The sequence below is a fragment of the Corynebacterium sp. ACRPZ genome, assembly GCF_022346205.1.
In the GTDB taxonomy this organism is placed as follows: Bacteria; Actinomycetota; Actinomycetes; order Mycobacteriales; family Mycobacteriaceae; genus Corynebacterium; species Corynebacterium lehmanniae.
In genome coordinates, this window is sequence record NZ_JAKRMR010000001.1 from 107,474 (window position 1) to 122,918 (window position 15,445).

9 protein-coding genes and 1 pseudogene are annotated in these 15,445 nt (G+C 64.1%); 5 read left to right on the forward strand and 5 right to left on the reverse strand.

The features are described from left to right. Positions 1 to 29: 29 nt before the first annotated feature. A complete protein-coding gene (locus tag MHX64_RS00565; protein ID WP_239355638.1) occupies positions 30 to 1,379 on the reverse strand; it encodes an IS256 family transposase in 1,350 nt (449 codons plus the stop codon). Between the two features lie 52 nt (positions 1,380 to 1,431). Continuing rightward, positions 1,432 to 1,668 (reverse strand): annotated as a pseudogene (locus tag MHX64_RS00570) (HAD hydrolase family protein); the annotation flags it as partial. Between the two features lie 41 nt (positions 1,669 to 1,709). Here MHX64_RS00570 and MHX64_RS00575 point away from each other — a divergent pair. Next, the gene (locus tag MHX64_RS00575; RefSeq protein WP_239355637.1) at positions 1,710 to 2,693 is read left to right on the forward strand and encodes a 3-hydroxyisobutyryl-CoA hydrolase; all 984 of its coding nucleotides are present in this window, start codon (positions 1,710 to 1,712) and stop codon (positions 2,691 to 2,693) included. Here MHX64_RS00575 and MHX64_RS00580 read toward each other — a convergent pair. Beyond that, positions 2,690 to 4,087, reverse strand: coding sequence for a histidine-type phosphatase (locus MHX64_RS00580; RefSeq protein ID WP_239355636.1), 1,398 nt, complete (start codon positions 4,085 to 4,087; stop codon positions 2,690 to 2,692). The genes MHX64_RS00575 and MHX64_RS00580 overlap by 4 nt on opposite strands. A gap of 448 nt (positions 4,088 to 4,535) precedes the next feature. Here MHX64_RS00580 and MHX64_RS00585 point away from each other — a divergent pair, with 448 nt between their 5' ends. Together MHX64_RS00585 and MHX64_RS00590 are read left to right on the forward strand one after the other, a co-directional pair. After that, positions 4,536 to 5,927 (forward strand): glyceraldehyde-3-phosphate dehydrogenase, encoded by a 1,392-nt coding sequence (locus tag MHX64_RS00585; RefSeq protein WP_239355715.1) that lies wholly within the window; start codon positions 4,536 to 4,538, stop codon positions 5,925 to 5,927. Between the two features lie 8 nt (positions 5,928 to 5,935). Continuing rightward, positions 5,936 to 6,376, forward strand: a complete 441-nt coding sequence (locus tag MHX64_RS00590) for a hypothetical protein (RefSeq protein WP_239355635.1) — start codon at positions 5,936 to 5,938, stop codon at positions 6,374 to 6,376. Here the strand turns inward: MHX64_RS00590 and MHX64_RS00595 are convergent. Next, positions 6,354 to 7,484: a glycosyltransferase family 1 protein gene (locus tag MHX64_RS00595; protein ID WP_239355634.1), complete on the reverse strand. Its 1,131-nt coding sequence runs from the start codon at positions 7,482 to 7,484 to the stop codon at positions 6,354 to 6,356. The two genes, MHX64_RS00590 and MHX64_RS00595, sit on opposite strands and share 23 nt — an antisense overlap. Continuing rightward, positions 7,485 to 8,681 (reverse strand): NAD-dependent epimerase/dehydratase family protein, encoded by a 1,197-nt coding sequence (locus MHX64_RS00600; RefSeq protein ID WP_239355633.1) that lies wholly within the window; start codon positions 8,679 to 8,681, stop codon positions 7,485 to 7,487. Positions 8,682 to 8,862: 181 nt separating this feature from the next. Here MHX64_RS00600 and MHX64_RS00605 point away from each other — a divergent pair, with 181 nt between their 5' ends. Together MHX64_RS00605 and MHX64_RS00610 are read left to right on the forward strand one after the other, a co-directional pair. Next, positions 8,863 to 12,960, forward strand: coding sequence for a carboxypeptidase regulatory-like domain-containing protein (locus MHX64_RS00605; protein ID WP_239355632.1), 4,098 nt, complete (start codon positions 8,863 to 8,865; stop codon positions 12,958 to 12,960). A gap of 14 nt (positions 12,961 to 12,974) precedes the next feature. Continuing rightward, the gene (locus MHX64_RS00610; RefSeq protein WP_239355631.1) at positions 12,975 to 15,395 is read left to right on the forward strand and encodes a hypothetical protein; all 2,421 of its coding nucleotides are present in this window, start codon (positions 12,975 to 12,977) and stop codon (positions 15,393 to 15,395) included. Positions 15,396 to 15,445: the final 50 nt, after the last annotated feature.

Below are 15,445 nucleotides of genomic sequence, written 5' to 3' on the forward strand. Positions count from 1 at the left end.
GTCCGATTCTTTGTGTGCGGGGGCTTGGTTTACAAGTAGTCCGCGAATCGGTCGGGGTAAGCCACGGCTAGTTGGTTGATGGCTTGTTTCCACCCGGTGGCTGTCGCTCCTTCAATATAGCCGTTGCACTCAACGTCGCGCTTTGCTTTCTTCGCTCGCTGGGCGGCGCGCTTGTCTTCGATGTTGCAGATCATCAGCCACAGCGTCTTCAGCGCCGCAGTATCGTTCGGGAACTGGCCCCTGTTGCGGGTAGCTTTACGCAGTTCAGCGTTGAGCGATTCGATCGAATTGGTGGTGTAGAGCACCCGGCGTGCCGCCGGCGGGAACTGCAGGAACGGCACGAACCGCTCCCAGGCGTCGCGCCAGACTTTGACCGACTGCGGGTATTTCCGGCCGAGTTCACTGGCCTCGAACGCATCCAAGCTGGCACGCGCGGTGTCTTCGTTGGCGGCCGTGTAGACCTCACGCAGCGCCCGGGAGACAGATTTGCGGTCCTGGTAGGACACCCACCGGTTCGCAGCCCGAATCAGGTGCACAATGCAGGTTTGCACCATGGAATTCGGCCAGGTTGCCTCCACGGCTTCCGGCAGGCCTTTGAGCCCGTCGCAGCACACGATGAACACGTCCTGGACACCACGGTTGGCCAGGTCCGCGCACACCGATGCCCAGAATGCAGCGCCTTCATTTTCCGCGATCCACAATCCCAGGATGTGCTTGATGCCGTCCATGTCGACACCAACCGCCATGTAGCAGGACTTGTTGACCACGCGGTGGCCGTCACGGATCTTGACGCGTAGCGCGTCGAGGAAGATCACCGGGTAAAACTCGTCAAGCTGGCGGTTTTGCCAGATCATGACCTCGTCTAACACCGCATCGGTAATGGTGCTGATCGTATCCGGGCTCATATCCACCCCGAGCGTGGTTGCGAGATGGTGCTGAATATCACGCACGGTCATCCCGCCGGCGTACAGCGAGACGATCATGTCATCGAGCTCAGTCAGTCGGCGTGCACCCTTGGGCACCATCTTCGGAGCAAACGTGCCGGCACGATCCCTGGGCACGGTCACTTCCACTGCGCCGTAGCCAGAATTGACGGTCTTGGTATACGACCCGTTGCGGTGATTGCTGCTCTGCGCGGTTTCCACCTGGGCTTTGGTTTTGCGGTCGGAATGGCCGTAGCCCAAATGCGCATCCATCTCCGCCTGTAGACCAGCGTTGATCGATGCCTGCAGTAGGCCTTTGACCAGCTCGCTGGCATCATCAGCGGAGGTCGACAGCTCGCTTATCAAGCTGGCAAGCTCAGGATTTTCCATCAGCTTCTCGCTGATCTCGTTGGCCTTTGCCGGGTCATGGTTTTTCTTCGGTGACACCGTAGTCATTATCGGTGAAACTCCTTCTAGATCAGAGCCTCACACACAAACTTCCTGACACCCTCGTGGAGACCACCTCGCCGCCGCGCGCCACCACCGCGCCGTTTTCCGCGATGAAGTTCTCGCAATCCGGGAACATCTGCTGCAACGTGGCCAGCTGGCGCCCCGACGCCGGCGCGAGGGTCACCCCGCGCGAGCGCGCGGTCTCCAGCAGCGGCCAAAACGCGTCCGGCACCTGCCCGTCGCCGTCGAGGAGTGTGCCGTCCATGTCCAACGCAATCAACCGAGGTGTCCGCATTGCCCCCACACTACCGGTGTGATGTGGAACACTGGGGAAGCATGACCGATCTGATCAAGACTGAAGTACGCGAAACCACCGGCGTGATCACCCTGGACCGCCCGAAGGCGTTGAACTCGCTGAGCCCCGAGATGGCCCGCGCCATGGACGCCGCGTTGAAACAGTGGCGCGACGACGACGCCATCGAGCAGGTGGTCGTCCAATCCTCCGGCAAGCACTTCTGCTCCGGCGGCGATGTGCGCGCGGCCCGCGACGGCATCCTCGAGGGCCGCGACGACGAGGTCGACGCGTTTTTCGCCGACGAGTACGCCATGAACTTGGACATCGCGAACTACCCCAAGCCCTACATCGCGCTGTGTGGCGGCGTGATCATGGGCGGCGGCATGGGCATCTCCGCCCACGGCTCGCACATGGTGGTCACGGAAGACGCCTTTGCCTCCATGCCGGAGATGAACATCGGCTACGTCACCGACGTCGGGATGTCGTGGCTGCTGCAGCATCTGCCGAAGGTGCCGTCGCAAAGCTTGGGCACCTTTTTGGGGTTGACCGGCTACCGGCTTACCCCCGACGACATGCTGGCCACCGGCCTGGCCACGCACAAGGTCGCCTCGCTGGACGGGGTGCTCGACGGCATCGTCGCCGAAGGCCCCGGCTTCTTGGACTCGGTCGCCATCGCACCGGGGGAGTCGGAGCTTTCATCGCTTTACGACGCCATCGAGCCCACGTTCCAGGGTTCCTGGGCTGAGATTCAGGGCAAGTTGGACGGGGAGTTGGCGGAGCTCGTCGCAAAGCTGACTGCTAAAGCCTCGCCGTCGTCCCTGGTCGCAGCCGCCGAGCTGTTCGCCGCGAACGCCTCGCAGGACCTCGCCGGGGCGCTGGACAACGAGCGTCGCTTGGGTGCCATGATGACCCGCGAACCCGACTTCGCAGAGGGGGTACGCGCGGTGCTCGTGGACAAGGACCAGTCCCCGAACTTCGCCCCGCAGCCGGAACCCGGCAAGTACCGGGACGTCCTGCGCTATTAAGGCATCAGCCGCGCAACAGCCTCACCACCAAGGCCAAGCAGGGCCCAGACCGAGAAGAAGGCCGCGACGGCAATCGCGATGACTTCGGGCGCGCCCATCTTGCTGGACAACGTTTCTGGCGCCGGAACGGGCGTCGCGGTCTCGGTGAGGCGGGCCTTTGTGTGGTCTGAGGTTGAGCCAAGCGGGAGACAGTCTTCAAGCTCATCGAGCGTGTAGAACATCGAACCTTCTTCGATAGGCACGCAGCCCGAGTGGAACGGAACCTCGGCCTCGTTGTACAGCATCCGGACAATGGTGTCGTCGTTGTCGTTTTGGAACGCGTCCCATTGAATGTTCGCTCCCATCGGCGTGACCTTGTCGCCACGCCACGAGGAGTTGGAGTAGTCCATGACCTGGTTCGCCGGCACGCCCTTCTCCGAGCCCGGCAGTTTCAATAACGCCGCTAGCGGAACGATGGTCTCCGCGTGGCCGAAACGGAACTCGGCCGCGGTGTCACCGCCCTCAGCGCGCTCGCGCACACCGGCGAGCATGTGGTCGAGCAGTGGCGCGAAGTTGTCGTAAGAGACGGTCTGGCCCTCAATGGCTGGGCCCTTCTCGTAGTAGTCCTCGACATCGAGAAGGTATGCGAATGTCGGGCCGTCGGACTCATCCATGTATTCGTCGAAGATCCAACCTTCGGCGGGCTTCGCCGGCTCTTCCTCCATGGCTGGGGCAATGATGTACAGGTTGTAGAACTGCAGGGCGGCATCAACAATGCCCTCAACGGTCTTGTCTTTCTTCTCAACGCCGACGAACGTCAGGGTGCCGTTATCGATCGCGTCGATGAATTCCGGCGCGAAAATCTTTCCCAGTAGGCTCGTGGCCGCCTCGCGGGATGCGGGTTTTGCGTAGGCTTGCTCCACCTTTTCTTCGAGTACGTCGCCGTCGGCCCACGCTTTGTATGCCTCGTAGCTCGGCGCAGTTTTGTCCTTGTGCGCGTAGAGGAGGTCTCGGCGGGGCTCGAGCTCTACATGGCCGTCGGCCGCACCGTACGTGAGGTTGTCGGTAAGTTCCGGATTGGTTTCGAGCAGGCCCTTGCCGAAGTACCAGCCGGATTCAATCGCGCGGTCCTCACCGGAGGACAGAAAACTAATGGAGTGCTTTTCGCGGTCGATAGCGTCGAACAGTTCCGCGTTGCGCCGCGCGTTGCGCTCGCCGATGCCGTTCAACTCGGCGCGACCGAAGGCAGTGAGGTTGCCGTAGCCGCCTTCACCCGGGCCAGTCAGTTCGCGGTTAGCTTTGCTCATCGCCTCGACCTGCGGGATGAGGCGTTCGCCGAGTTCCGTGAGCTGACCGCGTTCTTTCGCGGCGGTGAGCATCTGGCCGGCGAGGTCGTCGTACTTGAATGAAGACAACCCTCGCGATCCGTGGCGGTTGACCGAGCTCGTGTAGATCTGCTGAAAACCTTCGGGGGCTTTGCTGTAACTGTCGATGGTTCCGGCAGGGAAGTAGGGCTGCTTTGTGGAATAGTACGTCGCGGTATCGGCGCTGGCAGCCGCAACGTTGCTGACAGCTACAGACGCAGCTGCGACTACACATACAGCACGACGGGAAAATATGGACATGGGAAGCGGGCTCCTTACAGGGGGACAAGGCCGCTGCCGAGGCTAAACCTCCGAGATGAAATTAAAGTGAACACACGCTAGGGGATCCTTGCCCGGCGGGTTCGCGCAGGCGCTACAGTAAGGGGGCGATTACGGGTAAGAAAATTGCCCCCGATTCCCACATGCAAAAGGAGCGACGTTGACCGAAACGACCAACCCCCGCGACGAATGGAACCACAAGCTCACCCTCGCGCAGGAGATGCTGCCGCTGATCAGCCGCCTGCACCGCGAGCACAATGCGGTGACCTCGGTCTACGGCCGCCTGCTGGTGGGTGTCACCGACATCGACATCATTAAGGCGCACCGCTACGCCCGCCGCATCGACGAAAAGGAACTCGCGCTCGACGAGACGCTGCCGATCCTGCGCGAACTCGTGGAGATGGACCTCGGCACCGCGTCGATCGACCTGGGTCGCCTGGCCAAGGAGTTCAAGCACTCCGACGAGAAGGACCTGCGTGCCTTCCTCGACCGCGAGCTCGCCGACGTCATCGGCACCTCCTCCGAACTCGAGGCCCGCGACGTCGTGCTCTACGGCTTCGGCCGCATCGGCCGTCTCCTCGCCCGCATCTTGATCGCCCGCGAGGCGATGTACGGCGGCGTGCGCCTGCGCGCTGTGGTGGTGCGCAAGAAGGGCGACATCGACATCATCAAGCGCGCGTCCCTTCTGCGCCGCGACTCCGTGCACGGCGCCTTCAACGGCACCATCACCGTCGACGAGGAAAAGGAAATCATCTGGGCCAACGGCACCCCGATCCAGATGATCTACGCCAACGACCCGTCTGAGATCGACTACACCGCCTACGGCATCGACAACGCCATCGTGGTGGACAACACCGGCGCGTGGCGCGACCGCGACGGCCTGTCCAAGCACCTCGAGTCCAAGGGCGTGGACCGCGTCCTGCTCACCGCGCCGGGCAAGGGCGACATCCCGAACATCGTCTACGGCATCAACCAGGACATGATCGGCGACGAGCGCGTCCTGTCCGCCGCGTCCTGCACCACCAACGGCATCACCCCGGTGCTCAAGGTGATCAACGACCGCTACGGCATCAAGCACGGCCACGTCGAGACCGTCCACTCCTACACCAACGACCAGAACCTCGCGGACAACTTCCACAAGGGCAACCGCCGCGGCCGCGCCGCCGGCCTGAACATGGTGCTCACCGAGACCGGTGCTGCCAAGGCCGTGTCCAAGGCGCTTCCGGAGTTCGAGGGCAAGCTCACCGGCAACGCCATCCGCGTGCCCACCCCGGACGTGTCCATGGCCGTGCTGAACCTGGACCTGGACAAGGAAGTGGAAAAGGATGAGGTGAACAACTTCCTGCGCCGCGTGTCCACCCACTCCAACCTGCGCCAGCAGATCGACTACATCAACTCCCCGGAGGTCGTCTCCACCGACCTGCTCGGCACCACCCACGCCTCCGTGGTGGACGGCCTGGCCACCATCGCCTCCGGCAACCACCTCGTGCTCTACGTCTGGTACGACAACGAGTACGGCTACTCCCACCAGGTGGTCCGCGTCGTCGAGGACATCGCTGGCGTGCGTCCGCGTGTGTTCCCGGAGCGCAAGGACCCGGCTGAGATCCAGTAGTCATGGTCATGCACCGTAAATTCGCCGCCGTCGCCAGTGTGTTTGTGCTGGCCGGCTGCGGCGCGCATGGCGCCGAGCTGGGGCTAGAGGACGCCGCGCTCGCCGGGGACTTCACCGTCGCGGACGTGGCGGGGCCGGACGTGGAGCGCGCCTACGTGTTCTGCCCGTACACGGACAAGGCTGAAGCGCAGAGCCTCGGCTTCGACCCGGACGACGTGCCCGGCATCGACGACAACTCCCAGGCCTGGGAGACGGCCTCCGGCATCGGGGTGATAGCAAGCGGCAGTGCGGAGATCGAGTGGTTCGACCCGCGCAAAGTCGACGCCTGCGGGCCGGGGGTGGAGCCGTACCAGGAGATCGACCCGGCGGCGACGGTGCGCGGGAGCGCCGAGACCCGCGAGTACTCGGGCGGGGAGACCGCCGAGGTCACCGTCTTGCGCTTCGAATGACCTCCTCGTAGTAGCCCAGCACCGTCTCGGTTGAGGCGCGCCACGTCCAGCGCTCCGCCTCTGCGCGGCCAGCCGCGGACATGCGCTCGCGCAGATCCGGCTGCGTCAAAATACCCTCGATCGGGTCGGCCCAGGCTGTGTCCGGTGCCGCAGGGTCGACCAAGACACCGGTGTCGCCGTCCGCCACCACAAACGGCAGGCCGCCAGCTTTCGCCGCCACCACCGGCACGCCGGACGCGAACGCCTCCAACGCCGCAAAGCCCAAGGTCTCCGTGGTGGAGGGAAACAGCAGCACATCGCCCGACGCGTAGGCCGCGTGCAGGTCCGCGCCGGACAAGTACCCGGTGAAGGTGGCCCAGTCGGGCGGGGTGGCGCGGAGCTCGTCGTAAAGCGGGCCCTCGCCCACAAAAGCCAGGCGCGCGTTGGGCACGCGCCGGCGCACCTCTTCAACGATCGGGATACAGCGCTCCACGGATTTTTCCGCCGAGATGCGGCCGACGAAGATGATCAGCGGGTCGTCCGAATGGCCGTCGGAAAGCAGGCTGCGCATCTTTCGGGTGCGTGCTTCCGGGGTGAAGCTTTCCGTATCCACCGCCTTCGGCCACAGCCGCACGTTTTCGATGCCGTAGTCGGCCGCCTTGTCCATCATCGGGCCCGAGGTGACCAGGTTGAGCCCCGCGCGGCCGTGGAAGGTGCGCAGCCCCCACTCGGCGATCGGCTTGACCCACGGAATGCCCAGCTTCAGGCAGTACTCCGGCACGTCCGTGTGAAAGGACGCGATGACCGGGAAGCGGCGAGCCACCACCAGCGTGGACCAGCCGGCCGTCCAAATGGGGTTGACCGCGTGCACGACGTCCGGGTTGAATCCGCGCAGGCGGCGGTAGGTCTTCGGCCCCAGCATGCCGTGCTTGACCTCCGGGTACACCTTCAAGCTGTGCGAGCGGATCGGCACAACCTCAAAGCCCGCGTACTCGGCGGGCGGGTTACCGGGCGCGAAGATAAGCACCTCGTGGCCGAGCGCCGCCAACTGGTCCAAGTGGCGGGTGGTGCGGGTGACCACGCCGTCGATTTTGGGCAGGAAGACCTCGGTGAGCAGCGCGATGCGCATCTACTTCTCGCCCTGCGGCACGCCGGCGGACTGCGCGGCGGTCCACAGCGAGCGCGCCGGGATCTTCGAGCGGTCCGCGCGGTCGGCGTACTTCTTCGCCACCTCCTCGACCTCCACGAGCAGGCCTTCTTCCAGCTTCGTCGGCTCTAGGCCGAGGTCCAGGAAAGCGTCGTTGACCACGTAGAGTTCGTTTTCCGCGGACTCCTTGCGCGGGTTGGGCACCATCTGCACCTCCGCGTCCGCAATCTTTGCGACGAGCTCCGCCAAATCCCGCACCCTGTGCGTCTCCGTCATCTGGTTGAAAATCTTCACCCGCTCGCCGCGCGCTGGCGGGTTCTCCACCGCCAGCTGGATGCAGCGCGCCATGTCGCGGATGTGGATGAACGCGCGGGTCTGCCCGCCGGTGCCGTGCACGGTCAGCGGGTAGCCGATCGCCGCCTGCATGAGGAAGCGGTTGAGCACGGTGCCGTAGTCGCCGTCGTAGTCGAAGCGGTTGATCAGGCGTTCGTCGCGAAGTGTTTGCGGGGTGTGGGTGCCCCAGATGATGCCCTGGTGCAGATCCGTGATCCGCAGCTCGTCGTTCTTGGCGTAGTACGCGAACAGGTGCTGGTCCAGCACCTTGGTCATGTGGTAGATCGAGCCCGGGTTAGTGGGGTAGAGGATCTGCTGCTCCACAATGCCGTTTTCGCCCGCGTCCACCTGCACGTCCAGGTAGCCCTCCGGGATTTTCATGCCGGCGGTGCCGTAGCCGTAGACGCCCATGGTGCCCAGGTGCACGACGTGGATGTCCTGGCCGGTCTCCACGATCGCGGTGAGCAGGTTGTGTGTGGCGTTGACGTTGTTGTCCACGGTGTAGCGCTTGTTGCGCGGGGACTTCATGGAGTACGGCGCGGCGCGCTGCTCGGCGAAGTGGATCACCGTGTCCGGCTGGAAGTCCTTGAGGAAGGCCAGCAGTGCGTCGTAGTCCTGGGCCACGTCGATGTTTTCGTAGCCGATCGTTTTGCCTGAGACCTCGTTCCAGGCCGACAGGCGCTCGTCGATAGTCGCGATCGGCGTCAGCGACTCCGCGCCGAGCTCGCCGTCAATACGGCGCCGCGACAGGTTGACCACGATCGTGACCTCGTGTCCGAGGTCTGAAAGGTGCAGGGACGCGGGCCAGCCACAGAATCCGTCGCCGCCCAGAACTGCAATCTTCACTAATTCCCGCCTTTCTTTACGCACATTTCCGCATACGTTACCGGTGCTCGGCAACCTCCGCTGAGCGTACTCGCGTGCGCGCACCCTCGGCGTATGTAATGTTGGATAGGGCATACAACTGAGTGGTAGCGTTTTGCTGTGTTCTGGCCGTGTTCGAGCGTTGAAAAAGTTGGGAGCCCGCATGTCTCTGCCCGGTAATGGTCGTGTGCGCGCAAAACGAATCACCGCGGTGGCCACAGCGTTGGCGCTCGCGGGCGGTGCGGCGGAAATCCCGCTTGGCCCCGCGGGGTCGGTCGCACACGCGCAGATCGCGCCGACGCAGCAGCCGGGCATTAGCTTCGGCTCCGTGAACAACCTCAACGGCGACTGGGAAGCGTCCGTGTTCTTCGAATCGGCGATGACCGTGCGCACCGTGAGCATCGACTTTGTGCCGGCAGACAGCACCAATCCGAGGGAAGAGGCACCAGCCGACGACCCAGTGTTCACGCGCATCCCCGAGGTCGCCGAATACCGCGTGGACCACATGAAACGCACCCAGGTCCTTGCTTCCTATGACGTGACTGCGCGCCGCACCCAAAGCACCTCCACGTCGGGGCATCCGAGCATCCGCATCACGTATGAGCTCCCAGGAGTGGAGGTTGGCCAGGGCGAGCGACTGGCCCTCTTCGCGCCGGGTAAGGGCGCGCAGTACCCCACGCCGTTGCGCGGCGGCGGTGCGCGGTTTACTCGCCCCACCGTCAACGCCGACATCCGCGGTTCAGTAACCATGCACGAGGCAACCGCGGATGAGTACAAGCAGGCGATGGTGGAGATCCGCCAGGGCGCCGAGACCTTCACTTCTCCAGTGCAAGCCGACGGTACCTATGAGATTGCGGTGCCGTCGCCCTCGGGCACGATGGAAATCAACGTGATTCCACCGGCCGGTTTTGTTACCCCGGAGCCAAAGACGTGGGAGGCTGCTGAGGGCCTTGCAGCCCCCGACTTCGACGTCTACCCGATCACCGTGAGCGGGACGGTTCTCGACGCATCCGAGACCCCCGTTCAAGGCGCCAAAGTGACGATTGCTGGCCGCGAGGCCACCACGGACCAGGGCGGTAACTTCACGGTGGCGAAGGTTCCGGCGGGCACACACGCCCTGCTCATCGGCGAGACCACAACGACCGAGGAGAAACCGGTCTCCGGCGTTGTAGTGAACGACCAGCGCGACAACAACATCGGGCAACAGTATGTCAACGAAAAGCAACAGTTTGGCACCGTGTCTGGTCGAGTGACTGATCCGTCTGGCGGAGTTGCAGGTGTGACGGTGACTATTGGTGGTAAGTCGGCGACGACGAACTCGGATGGTTCGTACACCGTTGAGGATGTGCCTGCTGGTGAGCAGCCGGTGGTGGTTGATGGTCCGGATGGTTACACCGTTGAGGCGCCGTCGTCGGTTGAGGTCAAGCCGGATGGTTCGACTGACTCTGTGGACGTGAAGCTGACGCCGAATGATTCGCCGGTGTCTGGTCGGATTACTGACAACAAGGGCAATGGTGTCGGTGGTGTGACGGTGACCATTGGTGGTAAGTCGGCGACGACGAACTCGGATGGTTCCTACACCGTTGAGGATGTGCCTGCTGGTAATCAGTCGGTGGTGGTTGATGGTCCGGATGGTTACACCGTTGAGGCGCCGTCGTCGGTTGAGGTCAAGCCGGATGGTTCGACTGACTCTGTAGACGTGAAGCTGACGCTGAATGATTCTGCGGTGTCTGGTCAGATTACTGATGCCGATGGCAATGGTGTCGGTGGTGTGACGGTGACCATTGGTGGTAAGTCGGCGACGACGAACCCGGATGGTTCCTACACCGTTGAGGATGTGCCTGCTGGTAATCAGCCGGTGGTGGTTGATGGTCCGGATGGTTACACCGTTGAGGCGCCGTCGTCGGTTGAGGTCAAGCCGGATGGTTCGACGCCGTCGGTTGATGTGAAGCTAATTCCAAACCCGGTCGCGCCGACGACGTCTGCTCAGCCGACGACCTCGGAGCCGAAGCCGTCGCCGACGACGTCTGTTCAGCCGACGACTCCGAAACCGTCGCCGACGACGATTGCCCAGCCGACGACCTCGGAGCCGAAGCCGTCGCCGACGACTTCAGCACCGGCACCGAAGCCGTCGCCCACGACGTCTGCTCAGCCGACGACCTCGAAGCCGACACCACCCCCGACGTCCACGACGCTGAAACCGTCCCCGAAGCCGACGACCTCAGCCCCAACCCCGACCCCGAAACCGACGACTTCCGCACCCGCACCGACCACTTCGGAAATGCCGAGGTTGACGACACGGCCGACCCCGACGCCGAAGCCGGCGCCGAAGGTCGGTTCCGTGGCCGGCAAAGTCACCGACCCAGCTGGCAAGGCGGTGCCGGGTGCCACGGTGACGGCTCGCGACGCACGTGGCAAGACCCATTCCGTCCCGGTCGCCGCGGACGGGAAGTTCCAGCTCACCGATCTGCCGCCGGGCGACTACACGGTCACCGTCAACGTCCCCGAAGGCCACGTCGCCCCGCCGCCCGCCAACGTGACCGTAAAGGCGGGGGAGCAGGTCCAGCTGCCCGGCTTCGTAGTCAACCCGGAAAAGCCGAAGGCCCAGTTCAATTGGGACCGTGTGGTGGTCAAACCCGGCCAGACCCAGGTCACCGCACCAACTCGTACTGGCGACACCACAACACCGCCGAACTTCCGCACCAGCACTGTCACGCAGGTTAAGCCGGACGGCACCACCACTGAGCTTCCGGCAGAGGAGAGCTGGATTTCGGTGGAGGGGGACGGCACGGTCGTCGCTAGGCCGCCGCGCAACGCCGAACCGGGCGAGTACCGCGTCGAGGTCCAGGACGATTCGGGCGAGACCCACACCATTACCGTCGAGGTGGATGAGCCCACCCCGATGGCGCAGCAGCACGAGGTGCGTTTCCCGCTGATCCCGGTGCCGGCGGGGGCGACGCGTCAGGCAGGCCGTCCGCGCGCGACTGTTACGGACGGCCCGTTCGTCTACGCTGATCGCCGCCTCCCGGAGGGCACCCGCTTCGTTGTGGACCCGGCCTATGCGGACTGGGTTCGCGTCGATAACAACGGCCGCCTCACCTTCACCCCGCCGAAGGACGCGGCACCCGGCATCCGCAAGATTCCGGTGAAGGTGACGTTCCCGGACGGTTCTTCCCGCACCTACATCGCTGAGGTGGAAATCGGCGATCCGTTTCTCGCGGACACCACCGAGCTGGGCTACGAGGAAGGCTTGTCTGTGCCTCCTGGCGAAGGCATCACTGTGTTGCGCACCGGCGCCGCGGTGTTGCCGGAGGGCACCACGTTCGAGGTGGATCGCTCGCAGCCGCTGGGCGATTGGGTCGCCATAGTGGACGAGCACACCGGCAACCTGCGCGTTTTCGCGCCGCAGCAGGGTGAGGTGAAGGTGCCGGTCATCGCGTACTTCGCCGACGGGTCGTCCGCAGAACTTACTGCGAGCGTTCGCGTATCGACGAGCTCCGCCCTCTCCGCCGCCCATTCCCCCTCGTACGCCGATGTGTCGGCAGCGCCTGGCGGCACCGCGACCGTGAAGCTGAGCGGTTCCGTGCCGGCTGGCACCACGTTTGCTGTGGTTGATGGTGGGGGGCTGCGGAACGTGGGCGTCGATAGGCGAACTGGCTCGCTGAAAATCAAGCTTCCCGCCGACGCGCAACTGGACACCCCCTACACGGTGACGGTGCGCGTGCGCTACGCGGACGGCAGCACCGAGGAGATCACCGCGCAGGTCACGGCGGCCTCGGACGCGGCGCGCTTCACCCCGCGAGTGGCTGGGGTGACCGCTGAAGTCGGCGAAGCCGCGACCGTGCGCACCGGGCTCAACCACAACGCCAAGCTGGCGGAGTTCGACCACGACGGCTGGCAAGTGTTCTACGACCGGGCTACCGGCGAGCTCACCGCGAAACCGAACAGCGACGTGCCGGTGGGCACCGTGCTGAAGGTGCCGATGAAGGTGACGTTCCCGGACGGCTCGACGAAGATTGTGGAGTACGCGTTTACCGCCACCGACACGCCCGCCCCGGCGGTAAAGCAGAACCGGACGTCCTCGGGTTCGTCCGACGGCTCGTCCATCGGTTCGTCGGCCGGATCGTCGGACGGCTCGTCGGCCTCCGGAGGATGGATCGCGGTGGTGCTCGGCCTGCTCGCGATGATCGCGGGTGTGGGGTACGCGGCCTTCCTCAATCAGGACGCCATTCGGGCGCAACTGAAGCACTACGGATTTTAGAAAAGGACATTGACATGAATATTTCGAAGAAAACCCTGGCAGTGTCCTTGTGCGCTGCACTCGCGGCGACCGTGGCGCCCATGGCGCCGGTAGCGGATGCGAAAGTCACGCTCGGCACTACCCAGCCGGATGCGACAGTGAACCGTTCCAACCCCACCGAGCCGTTTGTCAACGGCTTCATCACCCCGCGTGGCACTGGCCGGTTCGACTATTCGCACCCCGCGTCCCAGGCGGACAACCACCAGTTCGATACCTCCATGGAGGTGCGCACCAACGGCGACGTGGTGGTTCCCGACCTGTTTGCCAAGCCGAAAGTGACCACCGACGGCACCGCCGACGTGCTCACTTACACACTGCAGCAGACCAACTTCCTGATCACGCGGACCTACCGCATCGACGGCGGCCAAGTAGATGCCACCGTGACCGTGAAAAACACGGGCCAAACTGCGGCGGAGGTGGGCATTGACCTGGCCAACGTCGTGCCTTTTGCCGAAGGTATTACGGCTAACCAGGACGGCGACCGCGTGGTGGTGCAGCCGAAGTCCGGCGGTTACATCACCGACGTCCGCTTTACCGCACCGGACACCGCGGCCACGGGTGCGACCAAGGCGGCGGCCCTTTCTGGCGCAAACGACGGCGCAAAGCACCAGGCGGCGAGGTGGGAGCGCACGGTTGCTCCGGGGGCGTCGATAAGCGCAGGTATGTCCGTGGCAATCAGCACCCAAGAATCTGCCCTCGACACCGACGGCGATGGGCTGCGCGACTCCTGGGAGACCGAGGGGCTCAGGCTTGCCGACGGCACGTACCTGCCCATCCACCGCTGGGGTGCAGACCCCGACCGCAAAGACTTGTTCCTGCAGGTCAACTGGATGAAGTCCGAGTGGGAGACGATCGGCTGCGACCGCTCCGAACGCTTCGCCGCCACCCTCGATGATTTCGCCGAATTTGCCGCCTGCGCCACCGCGAACACCAAGAGCTACGCGCCGAACCCGTCGCTGTTCAAAGAGCTGGAAGACCTTTTCGATCAAAACGGGATCAACCTGCACATCGACGCCGGTAAGAGCTATGTCAGCGAATCCATGGCCAGCATGACCGCCGACGAGCGCAAGGGCGGCGCGACGGAGGATTACACCGCCGAGTACTTCGGCGGCCTGGACGACTACGGGCGAAACGCCAAGCTGGAAGAACAAGCAGACCGCTTGCTCGGCGCGCGCCGCTCTGTGTTCCGCTCCGCGCTGATCGGCACCCGCTTCGACGAAGGTGCCAAGCGAAATGTCACCGGCTTGGGCCAGGTCAACGGTTCCACCTTCTTCGTCTCCGGCGACGTGACCAACAGCGACGAGCTTCTGCGCAACACCATCCTCCACGAGTTCGGCCACACCTTGGGGCTGATGCACTGGGGCCGCGAAACCCGCGACAACACCGCCCAGCGCTTCGTGCGCTTCGTGGACACCAAGGACCCGTCGGTGGAGTTCTACCGCCCCGGATACGACTGGCTGGGCTCCTACAAGTCCACCATGAGCTACGCCTACCAGTTCTCCGAGTTCAACTTCTCCGACCAGGATGTACGTACTTCCGAGAGGATCCCGAACGCCGACGACAAGTCGCGTTACAAGCCGGAAGACAGCGATTTCGATTACGTCATCCCGTCGGATTGGGACAACCTGCTGTTCAAGACCGAGTTCATTGGCCAGGGCGTGCGCGACTACGACGACGCCATCGACGCTCCCGACGCCCCGGACGTGCTCGCCGACGAGGAGCGAGCCGAAGTCGACGAACTGATCTCCGCCGCAGCCGCGACCGGCAAGAACGACGGAAAGGTGGGCTTCAGCCTTGCCCGCCGCCTCAACAACGACAACGGCATCATCACTCACGCGGACACCAACATCATCAAGGGTGAGCTGCGCAACTTGGGCTCCACCGACGACACCTTCACCGTCGTCGCGGACTACGGCGTCGGTCAGTTCAAGGACAGCTACTTTGCCAAGGGCGACTCGAACTACATCACCCCGGTGGATATCGAGGTCTCCCCGGCAGTGTTCATCGACAACCCGGTGGTGCCGCTGCACGTCACCGTGTCCAACTCTGAGGGCGCCCAGGTCTTCGACGACACCTTCAACGTTTCCGCGCTCGAATACACCCCGGAGGAGATGGACAAGGTGCTTAAGGAGGTCCTTGCCTCCGACGCGGACGAGAACCTGAAGACGTTCGCCCGCCAGCGCCTGAAGGCCGCGAAGGTGGAGACTTCGACTGCGACGGCGAAACCTGCGCCCGCGCCGGCGCCTACGCAGAAGAAGGCGGAGCCGCGCCCTAGCGAAAAGCCCTCCGGCAGCTCCGAGTCGCCCCTGGCGATTGTGATTGGTGTGCTGCTGGGCCTTATCGGCCTCGGCGCGGCCGGGTTCGGCTGGGCACACAGCCAAGGACTGCTTCCGTAGTTACGCTGGGTGGGGCAGGTTGCCTATCGACGACCAAAGGAGCCCCGCCC